Below are 12,529 nucleotides of genomic sequence, written 5' to 3' on the forward strand. Positions count from 1 at the left end.
TATGAAAAATCGTCTACTTATCAACTTGCTACTAATTACCTTAGTGGTCTGTCTAGGCATGATTGCCTGGCTAAAGCCCGGGCATGAAGCCCCTAAAAAAAACAACCTAGCTGGGTTAGACATCAACACTATTCAGCACATTAAGATCGAGCGAACAGCGGCTAATACCATAGAATTAAAGCGCCTACAAAACCAGTGGTACTTAACCCAGCCTGTCAACACACTAGCCTTAGCAGGCAAGGTAGAAAGGTTACTTAAAATATCTCAGATCAAACCAACCACTAGCTACCCATTAGAAAAACAGCCACTCAGTCAATTTGGCCTAGATACACCAACAGTTAAGGTCTCTTTTAACAAAAAAACACTCAATATTGGCAAAACAGAAAGCGTTCAATCACGTCGCTACGTCAGCAACGACACACAATTATTTTTATTAGACGACACTTTTTTACATCATCTAACCGCGCCTGTTGATGCTTATATTGACACTCGGCTGATACCCAATAACGGTCAGATTATTGGCTTAAAAACACCCGAGATAACGCTTCAACGACAAGAAGATAATACTTGGAAAAATATCCAATCACCCACTGACGAGCTCTCATCAGACGCGGTTCAAATGCTTCTCGATGAATGGCGATTTGCCCGCGCTATTACTGTTACTACAAAATTCGACGCCACACCTACCGAACAGATTATTATTTCTCTCTACGAGCAGCCAAACTTGACCTTTCATTTAATAAAGCAAAAAGACAGCGTCTTGCTAGTCTCCAATGATAAAAAACTTGCATATCAGTTTAGTGATACAAAATATAAGAAAATGACAACTCTACCGAGATTGGAGACACCCGATGCCTGAGTTACCAGAAGTCGAAACGACTCGTCGCGGAATTGCCCCTCATATTGAAGGCAAACAAGTTTCACAGGTCATTGTCCGACAAGCAAAATTACGTTGGCCCGTTAGCCCAGAAGTTTCCACCTTATTACCGGGTCTTTGCATTAACCATGTTAAACGTCGTGCAAAATACCTATTGCTTGAAACCGATAAGGGCACGTTAATTATCCACCTGGGCATGTCGGGTAGTTTACGCATCGTTCAGGCTTCAACGACACCAGAAAAACACGAGCATATTGACATTATTTTTAGTAATAACACCTGCTTGCGCTATAAAGATCCGCGCCGTTTCGGTTCGCTGTTATGGTCAACAGATGTCATTGAAAATCACAAATTAATACAACACCTTGGGCCAGAGCCTTTATCCGACGCATTTAATATTGACGATTTTTACCCAAAGGCTCAATTAAAAAAAACACCCATTAAAAGTTTTATTATGGATGGGCAAGTCGTTGTCGGCGTTGGTAATATTTATGCTAGCGAAGCATTATTTCAGGCAGGCATTCACCCTAAACGTGCCGCTAACAAAGTTTCTAAAAAGCGCTTGATTAACCTCGTTTTTGCCATTAAAAAAATCCTAGCGCAAGCTATACAACAAGGCGGCACAACGTTAAAAGATTTTGTTAACAGTGACGGCAACCCTGGTTATTTTCAACAAACACTTAATGTTTACGGGCAAAAAGACAAACCTTGCCCAAGGTGCAAAGCACCCATTAAACAAATCATTATTGCTCAACGATCGACCTTTTACTGCACCCACTGCCAACGTTAAATACTTGACGAGCTAACGCCTACCAATAACGTTTTTTAATTCTTTATTAGGCATACCCTCCTAATTCCTATAGAGTTATAGCTCTAAAGGGAGTTTGCTTGTTTCAGTTAAAAAATAAATTTATTAACCAATTATTCGGCAGTTTTATGGACCTGCTGCCAATTTTTTCAGTGGTTCTTTTTTTTCAGTTATTTATTCTGCGCCAACCCATCCCCAATATAGCGGATATTGCTATTGGTACAGCTTTTGTTGTACTCGGCTTAACGCTGTTTATTCAAGGTCTTGAAAAAAGCCTATTCCCCATTGGTGAGACCATGGCCTATGCGTTTGCTAAGAAAGGTAGCTTATTGTGGTTACTAGTCTTTGCCTTTTCATTAGGCTTTGGCACCACTGCAGCCGAACCCGCCTTAATTGCTGTTGCCGACGAAGCAGCACGTATTGCAGCGGAAGGTGGCATGATCGAGAAAACTAACAAAGCAAAAGAATCTTATGCTTTTGGTCTTCGGTTTACCGTTGCCTTCTCTGTAGGCTTTGCCATTTTGTTAGGGGTACTAAGAATTATTCGTGGCTGGCCTCTGCATTATTTGATTATTCCAGGCTATATCGGCGTTGTGGTGATGACTTTTTTTGCACCCGAATCAATTATCGGTATTGCCTACGATTCAGGTGGCGTTACTACGTCTACTATCACAGTCCCCTTGGTAACCACTCTCGGCGTTGGCTTAGCCTCAGCCATTCAGGGCCGCAATCCAATGACTGACGGTTTTGGCTTAATTGCCTTTGCATCACTCACCCCGATGATTTTTGTGATGGCATACGGGGTCATTTTATAATGATATTGCTGGCGGAATTGTGGAGCACTTTCTTAAGTACCTTACGTGATGTCGCGCCAATTATTTTTGTTATCCTTTTCTTTCAATTGGTCATTATCCGACGACCATTTAGTCATTTGAAAAACTTAATAACCGGAATGGTTTACGTAGTTCTAGGGATGACTTTCTTTCTTGTGGGTTTAGACAAAGCCCTTTTTCCTTTAGGCACCAGCATGGCCGAACAATTAACCAGCCATGACTTCATCAACCCAACAACCGATCAACGTATTTCTATTGCTTGGCAAGACTATTATTGGGTTTATATTTTCGGGGGCTGTATTGGCTTTGCTACAACATTAGCAGAACCTGCTCTTATTGCTGTTGCTATCAAAGCTCAACAAATTTCTGGTGGTACTATTAAAGCTTGGTACCTAAGGTTGGCTGTGTCTATTGGTGTTGCAGTTGGTATTTCACTAGGGACATTTCGAATTGTAAGCGGCATTGATTTATATATGTTTATTATTGCTGGCTACGTCGTTGTCATTATCCAGACTATTTTTTCACCAAAACTCATCATTGGCCTTGCTTATGATTCAGGTGGCGTTACCACATCAACCGTCACCGTACCGCTAGTTACCGCATTAGGTATCGGTTTAGCTTCAAGCATTCCTGGCCGAAACCCATTGATGGATGGTTTTGGCCTTATTGCCTTTGCCAGCCTATTTCCCATCATGGCTGTGTTAGCCTACGCACAATTTGCTGAGTGGGTAAATCATCGCGCACAACTTAAACAAGCAGACCAAATAGGAGAATAAAATGCACTTTAAACTCATTATCGTCTTTGTTGATGACAACAAAACTGACAAAGTCCTTAAAGCGGCTAGAGAAGTAGGCGCCACCGGCGCTACTATTATCAATAATGCACGCGGCGAAGGTATTAAACAGCAAAAAACATTCTTGGGTCTAAATTTAGATACTCAACGAGATGTTTTGCTTTTCTTGGTCGAAGAACATTTAAGTCGAAAAATTATCGAAGAGGTATCACGAGCGGGTTTATTCGATGAAGAACCGGGCAGCGGCATCGCCTTACAAATAGATGTTGAAGATGCTATTGGCGTGCTACATCAAGCAAAAAAAATTACCCAATCAATAGAGACAGAACTATGAATGATGCAAAACTTATCACCGTACGCGATGTGATGAAAACCGAGTTTTATATGATTGATGGAACAGCCACCATCACAGCAGCTATTAGAATGATGAAAAAAAATAAAACCTCGGTTTTATTTGTCGATAAATTTCACGAACATGATGAGTATGGCGTGATTAATGCGGGCATTATTGCAAGACTTGTTTTAGCAAAAGATAGAGCACCCGACCGTGTCAATGTATACGAAATAAATGAAAAGCCACTCATTAACGCACACCCCGACATGGATATTCGTTACTGTTCTCGTTTATTTGCGCGCTATAATTTGATGCGCGCACCGGTTATGGAACAAGGCAAAATTATTGGTGTTGTTAGTCCTATTCAGCTAGTGCTTGATGGTTTATGTGAAATTACTGGCATTTGTTAATTAGCCGTATAAAAAGCTCATCAAAAACGCAGCAACGCGATTTATTTTGCTGTGCTTAAAGGTACTGACTCAACAATAGCTGCCCCAGATCCTCTACGGTCACTGGCGGCAACAAGTTTATTAGACTTTTTATCCCACAAGACTGCGTGCATATTGCCATAATGCCTTCCAACAGACTTTAGTTTGTGGCCTTTTTCGGTCAACTCCAGCAAAGTTTCTGCTTTAAAAGTATCTGGCTCATGTTGAATAACATCCGGTAAGTATTGATGATGATAACGTGGCAAGTTGACCCAAGATTCAGGACTATGTCCTTGCTCGGCATCCAAAATACCCAATAACACCATACTAATAATTCGGCTGCCTCCTGGTGTACCCAAAACGCCCACTTTTTCCTCTGTTTCAATAAAAGTTGGAGACATGCTCGATAACATTCGCTTACCTGCTGCGATTGCATTTGCCTCTCCGCCCACCAAGCCGTATACATTTGGCGTGCCTGGCTTAATAGAAAAATCATCCATTTCATCATTCAACAAAACACCCGTCCCTTGAGGCACAAATCCAGAACCAAATGGGTAATTAATCGATAAAGTTGCCGCCACACGGTTACCCCTTTTATCGATCACAGAGAAATGCGTTGTATCATGTCCTTCAATTTCGTTTAAACCACTAATGTGTTGACTGGGTGTAACCTCATCTAGCCTTAAATCTTTAGAGATAGTATGAGCATACGACTTTTCACTCAGCTCACTTACTGGCACGCTGACAAAATCACTATCGCCCATATGTAATGCGCGATCACGGTACGCTCGTTTCATTGCTTCAACCACAACATGAATTCGTGTGGCTTCGTCCATCGTTGACAAGTCATATTGTTCTAAAATATTTAGCGCAATAGACAACACCAATCCACCCGATGAGGGCAAAGCAGCACTGGTCACCTTGATATTTTTATAATGCGCAACCACCGGCAAACGCTCTTTCACTGTGTATCGAGCCAAATCCTCTTTGGTCCATATGCCCCCAGCTTGTTGCACACCTTTTACTAACTTATCTGCAAGCTCTCCACTATAAAACCCATCAAAACCTTGTGTTGCCAATAACTGCAAAGTATTAGCTAAATCGTTTTGTATAATGTTTGCGCCCAAGGCAGGTACCTTTCCATCACTTAGGAAAATAGCCTTCGCAGAGTCATTTGACGCTAAAACCGCCTGACGAAATTTAGCCAATCGCTGGTAATGCTCGTTAACTAAAAAACCGTCTTTAGCCAGCTTTATCGCCGGCTGCAAACTATCCGACAGTGCTAATACTCCATAATGCTTTGCTAAATGATCTAAAGCAGCTGGTAAACCCGGAATACCGGCAGCTAATGCCCCATCGACCGAGGCATTCTTAATTGGCTCACCCTGACTGTCTAAATACATATCACGTGTGGCGGCCAAAGGCGCTACTTCACGCCCATCTATCATCACTTGTTTACCATCATGTTGGCGATGTAATAACCAAAATCCACCACCACCCAGTCCAGAACCGAAGGGTTCGACAACTGCCAGTGCCGCACTAACGGCAATGGCTGCATCAAAAGCATTACCTCCTTGGTTGAGCACACTAAGTCCTGCTTGAGTTGCCGCCGGGTGTGCACTTGCTACTGCTTGTTGATGCAGCTGTGTGGCAGGGGTTGCATACGCTGTTATTGCAAATAAAATACTGGTGAAAAAAAGAATTTTTTTCATTTTTTTAATCCTCATTTGTCGCCATTAATTGCTGATATTTCAATAAAAGCTGATCGTTAGTTTCTTCGTTATTCGGATCTTTTGGTATACATTCAACGGGGCAGACTTCCACACACTGAGGCGTATCAAAATGCCCGACACACTCTGTACAAAGGTGAGAGTGTATTTCGTAAATTTCTTCGCCCATAAAAATCGCATCATTCGGGCATTCAGGTTCACAAACATCACAGTTGATGCACTCATCGGTAATAATTAATGACATTTTTCTAATTCACCTTAGCTAAAATAGCTTTTTCAATCTCATGCGGAACAAAATCACTGACCTGCCCACCAAGCCGTGCAATATCGCGCACCAAGGTCGAGGAAACATCACACCAGTCAGGGTCGGTTGTTAAAAATACCGTTTCTAATGCTGGCATCATTTTTTTATTCATACCTGCCATTTGTGATTCATATTCAAAATCCGCAATGCTGCGAATGCCTCTAACAACAATATTGGCTTTATGTTCTTTTGCTAAATCAACCAGCAGGCCATCAAAAAACACCACATCAATATTGTCATATTCACATAATGCTTGTTTTGCCATATCCAAACGCTCTTGGCTTTCAAATAAAGGTGACTTACCTGCACTTTTTGCAACCGCCACCACTATCGTATCGAATAATTTGCTGGCTCGCTGGATACTATTAATGTGTCCATTTGTCATCGGATCAAACGTTCCAGGGTAAATTGCTTTTTTAATCATTTGCTTCTCGATGATATAGGTAATAGGCCACTTGACCTGTTTTTTTTTGTCGGTGCTCTGTCCAGTTTTTTGGCAGAAAATCTAAATTTAGCGCGTTTTCGCATTCCAAATAAATAACAGCATCATCCGATAAGCAGCCACTTTCTTCAAGCCGTTTCACGCATTCACTAAGTTCACCTTGCTTAAACGGTGGGTCAAGAAAAACAACATCAAATAGCGCATCTGTTTGTTTACGCTTATCGTTTAAAACATCCAACGCCATTCGTTGCATTAATTGAATATTATCTGCTTTTATCAGTTCTTTATTCGTCCTTAGTGCCTTTATTGCCTTAATATCTTTTTCCACCATTAAAACAGAACGCGCACCACGCGATGCCGCCTCAAACCCTAATGCACCACTACCTGCATATAAATCTAAACAATTAGCTTGCGGTAAGTAAGGTTGCAACCAGTTAAATAGTGTTTCACGAATTGGGTCTGTAGTTGGACGCAAACCGTCAATACTAGGAAATTCGAGTTTACGCCCTCGCCATTGTCCACCAATGATACGAACACGGTTTCCCTTAGCAGCCATTAATCTTTTTGTACGACAGATTGGCCAGCAGTTACCATGACCATTTTTTCCATCTTCAGATGTCTTTGGAAAGCTTGTTTTATTTGCTGCTGTGTGACCGCTTCTATTTTCTGCATATAGCTATTTAAATAATTTAAGGGCGCACCACTAACAACGATTCTCACCACATTTCCTAACAATTTTTTATTGCTGTCTAACTTAAGCGCGAAGCCCCCTATGATATTTTTCTTAGCGGCCATTAGCTCTTCATCTGTTGGTCCGTCCTGTATAAAAGTTCGCAACGTTTGTTTAACAGCCATTGACGCTTCCTTTGCTTTTTCATTACGTGTCTGTAGGCCCATTACAAACGGCCCCTTTTGAATCATCGGGTGAAAGTAACTGTAGGCACTGTAGGCCAGCCCTCTTTCTTCACGAATTTCTTTAACAATGCGTGAGCTAAACCCGCTGCCACCGAGAATATGGTTACCCACATACAATGGAAAGTAGTCTGGATCATTATGCTGTAATACCGGCAAACCATACAGTAAGTGCGTCTGCTCAGATGGATATTCTAGATGAATAACCTTACCTTTTTGCGGCGTCAGCACCGCTTCAATCGGCGCCGCTTTTTTACCCGCTAACAAATCAACCACCAACTCCTCCACCATGCGTTCGGCCTGATCACGCGAAATACCGCCGACTAAAACAACCGCAAGGTTATTGGCTACATAATACTGCTGATAAAACTGCTTTAAGTCGTTAACTTGAATCTCTTTCACCGTACTTTCGACACCTTGTATTGCATGCGAATAAGGGTGGTTTTTATATATTTCTTGGTAGAGCGCCAATTGCCCCAGTACTCCCGGTGACTCTTGGCGCTGCTTAATCCCCAGTAATGTACGAGCCTTAATTCGATTAAAGTCCTGCAGAGGAAAGCTCGGTTTGCTTAATACTGCTTTCAATAACTGCCACGAGGTTTGTAGCGCTTTTTCATCTGTTAAGCTTCGGTAACTAATTGTTGTTAAGTCACGCGATGTTGATGCGCTGAGTTGCGCCCCAACACTGTCTAGTCGCTCTGCAATATCTTGCGCATTAAGCCCCGCTGCACCTTGAGTCAGTAAAGCACTGGTTAACGCTGCCACGCCATTTTTATCTCCGTCCGCTGAACTGCCTGCCCGCAAGACTAGTTGTGCGTCTAAAATTGGCAACCCTTCAGTTGGCACAAAATATACCTGAACGCCGTTATTTGTTTGCCAATGTTGAATACTTGGGAGAGCCAGCGATAACGGGCTGAGTAACAACAGAACACTACTGACTATAACCTTTATTTTAATTTTCATTAGCGTCCCCCATCGGCAGCATATGAACGACTGTTAAATGATCTTCAATCAAATATTGTTGTGCAACGGCACGAACTTGCTCAGCCGTCACAGCGTTTACTTTTTCAACATAATCATGCGCTTTTTGCCAACCAACACCTACAGTTTCAAGCATACCCAACTGCATCGCCTGATAAAAATTGGAATCTTTTTCATACACCGATGCCGCTATCACTTGCGCTTTAACCCTGTTCAATTCTTTTTCCTCAATTAAATCCGTTTGCAAGTTTGCTATTTGCTCCACTAAGGCCTCCTCAAGCTGTTGAATGCTTTTATCTGCAGCCGGCGCACCATCAAACAAAAACAATGTCGGTAGCCGAGCATTCATGTCGTACCCTGCACTGGCACTGGAGGCAACTTGAGAACCCCGTACTAAATTTGAGGGCAATCGTGCGCTACTACCGCCGCTTAAAATACCGGATAACACCTCTAATGCGTACACATCCTCTTCATTCTGCACAGTGTTGAGCACAGGTACTTTGTAGCCCATCAATAAATAAGGGACTTTAGCATTCTGCTTCACAATACTACGTCGCACACCCACCTGTGGCACTTCTGTTCTTTTTTTAACCGGCTTAAACGCGACCGCAGGAATAGGCTCAAAATATTGTTCTGCCAACTGAAAGACCTGCTCATGCTGAACATCACCGACAACCACCAGTGTTGCGTTATTTGGCGAATACCACTGTTTATACCAAACCGCTAAATCCTCTAGTTCCATATCTTTTAAGTCCTGCATCCAACCAATGATAGGGTTTCGATAGGGACTACTGGTGTAAGCCAGTGCTTTAAAGTATTCGTACGCCTGACCTCGTGGTTTATCTTCAGTACGCATACGGCGCTCTTCCATAACCACTTGCAGCTCTTTGCTGAACTCCTTTTCTTGCAACTTTAAATTTTGCATCCGTTCTGCCTCAAGCCGCAGACTTACCTCAAGGCGTGAGGCCTCCATGGTTTGAAAATACGCCGTATAATCAGCACCGGTAAACGCGTTTTCACGACCGCCATTTTCAGCAATTATTTTAGAGAACTCACCCGGCTCTAGGTTTTCTGTTCCTTGAAACATCATATGTTCTAGTACGTGCGATACACCGGTAATACCATCATGTTCGTAACTGGCCCCGACTTTATACCAAATTTGCGACACCATAACGGGTGCTCGCCGATCTTCTTTAACCAACACTTTTAAGCCATTTTTTAGCACTTTTTCGTGTACCATATCAGGCAGAGTTTCTGGCGAAGCAAAACTGTTCAGCGAATAAACGATATTCAGAATAAAAAGTGCCACAAATAACTTCTTCATTTAGTTCTCACTTAACTTTAAAACGAATTTAGAATAGGGATTTTACGATAAAGTTCCCACCAATAGACACAATATCATGTTTGGATTTGGCAAAAAGAAAGATACCGACACAACTAAGCAGCCGCCTGTCGAAGAACCTAAAGAAGGTTTTTTTGGCCGCTTAAAAAACCAGTTAACAAAAACACGCAGCGGATTGACCGGTGGTTTAGGTAATTTATTTTTAGGGAAAAAACAAATCGACGACGATTTGTTTGAAGAATTAGAAATGTTACTGCTAACAGCTGATGTCGGCATTGAAGCCACTCAACACATCATTTCAAATTTAACTCAGCGAGTTGCGCGCAAGCAGCTAGCCGACCCACAGGCTCTCACCCAAGCACTTCAAGAAGAGATGCTATCGATCCTTGAGCCAAACCAACAAGCTTTAACCATTCCTGACAGTGACGGCCCTTTCGTTATCTTAGTGGTCGGCGTTAATGGCATGGGTAAAACGACGACCATTGGTAAACTGGCTAAACGTTTACAAGCCGAGGGCAAAAGTGTCATGTTAGCGGCTGGCGATACATTTAGGGCCGCTGCGATTGAACAATTACAAGAATGGGGGAAGCGTAACGACGTTGAGGTTGTTGCTCAACATACTGGGGCTGACTCTGCTTCGGTTATTTACGATGCCTTTGAGAAGGCAAAAGCGCGCAACATTGACGTCTTACTGGCAGACACTGCTGGCCGCCTACATACCCAAACAAACCTAATGAATGAGTTAAGCAAAATCAACCGTGTTATTAAAAAACTGGATGACAGCGCGCCACACGAAACCATGCTGGTTCTTGATGCAGGCACCGGACAAAATGCCCTCGCCCAAGCTAAGAATTTTGATAAAGCCACCCCACTAACTAGCATCACTCTTACGAAATTGGACGGCACCGCAAAAGGTGGTATTATTTTCGCCATTGCCAATCAATTCAAACTACCCATTCGTTTTATTGGTATTGGTGAAGGCATCAATGACCTACGTCCTTTTGATGCCGCCGAGTTCACCACGGCTCTATTTGAAAAATCTGAAACTGACCATTAGCGCTCATGCTTCAATTTATCAACGTCAGCAAACGTTACCCTGGTGGTGCCGATGCGCTTAAAAACGTTAATTTCGAGTTAGAAAAAGGCGAAATGGCCTTTCTTACCGGCCACTCTGGTGCGGGTAAAAGCACCTTGCTAAAACTTATCGCGATTCTTGAACGTAGCACGCAAGGTCAAGTGATGCTCGACAACCAAAACATTGGCCGCCTTTCCAAACGGCTTGTTCCCTATGCTCGGCGTAAAATTGGCATGATATTTCAAGATCATCGTTTACTGCATGACCGTACCGTTTTTGATAATGTCGCCTTACCTTTAATTATTGCTGGACTGGATCGTCATGAAATTCAACGCCGTGTTCGCGCAGCGTTAGATAAAGTCAATTTACTTGGAAAAGAAAAGCGCTACCCCATCACTTTGTCTGGCGGTGAGCAACAACGTATTGGTATTGCACGGGCAGTTGTTAATAGGCCGCCAATGATTTTAGCCGATGAACCAACAGGAAACTTAGACCCTGCTTTATCCGAAGAAATAATGCAATTGTTTGAACAGTTTAACCAAGTGGGCGTGACTGTACTGGTCGCAACTCATGATATTGCCCTTATTGAACGCATGAATTATCGAACATTAGTACTTTCTCAAGGTGAAATAGTGAGCAATCATGGCTAGTCGTCGACAAAACGTACAAAGACCTACTAGTCTATTTAGTTTACGTGCTTACGTGCTAATTCACTTGCATACTTTTTTTGCCAGCCTTGGTCGTTTTTCAAGAGCACCCTTTAACTTTATGATGACGGTCAGCGTCATTGCCATAACATTATCCCTGCCGTCCGGTTTATTAGTTTCTATTAACAACCTTCAATCACTTAGCGGGCAAATTGACTTAAACAACAATATTTCATTATTTCTTGATCAGTCGGTCAACCTTGAGCAAGCGTCCAAACTCAGTCAGGCACTACATGAACATGATCAGATCACCCAATCACTTTTAATTAGTAAGCAAGCAGCTCTAGAAGAGTTTCAGCAATATAGCGGATTTGGTTCAGCCATTAGCGCACTTGCCAGCAATCCATTACCGCATGTTATCCAAATCACCCCTATTATTCAGCTAAACAACCGTGAGGCACTTGAGGCCCTGGTTAATGAACTTAAACAACGAGCCGATATCGAACTGGTCCAACTGGATATGGGCTGGCTCGACCGGTTAAATGGCATCCTCAACATAGCCCAGCGTGGTGTTAGCATTATCACTGTATTACTGGGTTTTGCTGTACTCTTAATCGTTAGCAATACTATTCGATTAGAACTGCAACACCGTCGTGATGAAATTGACATCACTCGACTAGTGGGTGCAACACGCAGTTTTATTATGCGCCCATTTATCTATAGTGGTTTTTGGTATGGTTTTCTGGGTGGTATTTTCGCTTGTTTGCTGGTTAATTTATCTGTGTGGCTAATTGATGGTCCCACCAGTTCTTTATCTGCTTTATATAATAGCTCGTTCAGCCTTAGCTTTATGCCTTTAGGGCATGCTATTTTATGGGTTATCTTCTCTATCAGCCTTGGTATTATTGGTTCATGGCTGGTTGTTAGTCGATACTTATCAGAACTAGAAAACTGAGTATCATAAAGCCTTTAAATTGCTTTATAAAATGAACCTTTGTTATACTTGCTGGTCTTATATTGTG

Annotated in this window: 15 protein-coding genes; 9 read left to right on the forward strand and 6 right to left on the reverse strand. The window is 42.4% G+C overall.

Annotation, left to right across the window (positions count from 1 at the left end):
• The first annotated feature begins 1 nt into the window (after position 1).
• From CYCPU_RS0109315 to CYCPU_RS0109340, 6 genes are all read left to right on the forward strand, one after another.
• Entirely contained in the window at positions 2-859 is an 858-nt protein-coding gene (locus CYCPU_RS0109315) for a DUF4340 domain-containing protein (RefSeq protein WP_020162559.1), read from the forward strand.
• On the forward strand, positions 852-1,667 hold the full coding sequence (gene mutM / locus CYCPU_RS0109320) for a bifunctional DNA-formamidopyrimidine glycosylase/DNA-(apurinic or apyrimidinic site) lyase (RefSeq protein ID WP_015006600.1): 816 nt from the start codon (positions 852-854) through the stop codon (positions 1,665-1,667). The genes CYCPU_RS0109315 and mutM overlap by 8 nt, the downstream gene beginning before the upstream one ends.
• Before the next feature lie 98 nt (positions 1,668-1,765).
• Entirely contained in the window at positions 1,766-2,500 is a 735-nt protein-coding gene (locus tag CYCPU_RS0109325; RefSeq protein ID WP_015006601.1) for a DUF1538 domain-containing protein, read from the forward strand.
• Entirely contained in the window at positions 2,500-3,294 is a 795-nt protein-coding gene (locus CYCPU_RS0109330; protein ID WP_020162560.1) for a DUF1538 domain-containing protein, read from the forward strand. The genes CYCPU_RS0109325 and CYCPU_RS0109330 overlap by 1 nt, the downstream gene beginning before the upstream one ends.
• 1 nt (position 3,295) lies before the next feature.
• On the forward strand, positions 3,296-3,646 hold the full coding sequence (locus CYCPU_RS0109335) for a P-II family nitrogen regulator (protein WP_015006603.1): 351 nt from the start codon (positions 3,296-3,298) through the stop codon (positions 3,644-3,646).
• Complete coding sequence (locus CYCPU_RS0109340) at positions 3,643-4,056, forward strand: CBS domain-containing protein (RefSeq protein WP_020162561.1); 414 nt, start codon at positions 3,643-3,645, stop codon at positions 4,054-4,056. The genes CYCPU_RS0109335 and CYCPU_RS0109340 overlap by 4 nt, the downstream gene beginning before the upstream one ends.
• Before the next feature lie 41 nt (positions 4,057-4,097).
• Here the strand turns inward: CYCPU_RS0109340 and ggt are convergent, their stop codons facing one another.
• The 6 genes from ggt to CYCPU_RS0109370 are packed head-to-tail and all read right to left on the reverse strand — an operon-like array spanning position 4,098 to position 9,767.
• Complete coding sequence (gene ggt, locus CYCPU_RS0109345; RefSeq protein WP_232228632.1) at positions 4,098-5,786, reverse strand: gamma-glutamyltransferase; 1,689 nt, start codon at positions 5,784-5,786, stop codon at positions 4,098-4,100.
• 4 nt (positions 5,787-5,790) lie between these two features.
• Positions 5,791-6,048, reverse strand: coding sequence for a YfhL family 4Fe-4S dicluster ferredoxin (locus CYCPU_RS0109350; RefSeq protein WP_015006606.1), 258 nt, complete (start codon positions 6,046-6,048; stop codon positions 5,791-5,793).
• Between the two features lie 4 nt (positions 6,049-6,052).
• On the reverse strand, positions 6,053-6,532 hold the full coding sequence (gene coaD / locus CYCPU_RS0109355) for a pantetheine-phosphate adenylyltransferase (RefSeq protein WP_015006607.1): 480 nt from the start codon (positions 6,530-6,532) through the stop codon (positions 6,053-6,055).
• Positions 6,525-7,106 carry a 16S rRNA (guanine(966)-N(2))-methyltransferase RsmD gene (gene rsmD / locus CYCPU_RS0109360; RefSeq protein WP_015006608.1) on the reverse strand — a complete coding sequence of 194 codons (582 nt, stop codon included), beginning with the start codon at positions 7,104-7,106 and terminating at the stop codon, positions 6,525-6,527. The genes coaD and rsmD overlap by 8 nt, the downstream gene beginning before the upstream one ends.
• Entirely contained in the window at positions 7,106-8,425 is a 1,320-nt protein-coding gene (locus CYCPU_RS0109365) for a M16 family metallopeptidase (RefSeq protein ID WP_015006609.1), read from the reverse strand. The genes rsmD and CYCPU_RS0109365 overlap by 1 nt, the downstream gene beginning before the upstream one ends.
• A complete protein-coding gene (locus tag CYCPU_RS0109370) occupies positions 8,415-9,767 on the reverse strand; it encodes a M16 family metallopeptidase (RefSeq protein WP_016390576.1) in 1,353 nt (450 codons plus the stop codon). Before CYCPU_RS0109370 ends, CYCPU_RS0109365 begins: the two co-directional genes overlap by 11 nt.
• A 76-nt stretch (positions 9,768-9,843) precedes the next feature.
• On the opposite strand from CYCPU_RS0109370, the gene ftsY reads away from it, so the two are divergent.
• Genes ftsY through ftsX form a run of 3 tightly spaced genes read left to right on the forward strand, consistent with a single transcriptional unit; the run spans position 9,844 to position 12,462 of the window.
• The gene (gene ftsY / locus CYCPU_RS0109375; RefSeq protein ID WP_016390575.1) at positions 9,844-10,842 is read left to right on the forward strand and encodes a signal recognition particle-docking protein FtsY; all 999 of its coding nucleotides are present in this window, start codon (positions 9,844-9,846) and stop codon (positions 10,840-10,842) included.
• Positions 10,843-10,847: 5 nt separating this feature from the next.
• Positions 10,848-11,510, forward strand: coding sequence for a cell division ATP-binding protein FtsE (gene ftsE, locus CYCPU_RS0109380; RefSeq protein WP_015006612.1), 663 nt, complete (start codon positions 10,848-10,850; stop codon positions 11,508-11,510).
• Complete coding sequence (gene ftsX, locus CYCPU_RS0109385) at positions 11,503-12,462, forward strand: permease-like cell division protein FtsX (RefSeq protein ID WP_016390574.1); 960 nt, start codon at positions 11,503-11,505, stop codon at positions 12,460-12,462. Before ftsE ends, ftsX begins: the two co-directional genes overlap by 8 nt.
• The last annotated feature ends 67 nt before the right edge of the window (positions 12,463-12,529 follow it).

This window comes from Cycloclasticus pugetii PS-1 (genome assembly GCF_000384415.1).
In the GTDB taxonomy this organism is placed as follows: domain Bacteria; phylum Pseudomonadota; class Gammaproteobacteria; order Methylococcales; family Cycloclasticaceae; genus Cycloclasticus; species Cycloclasticus pugetii.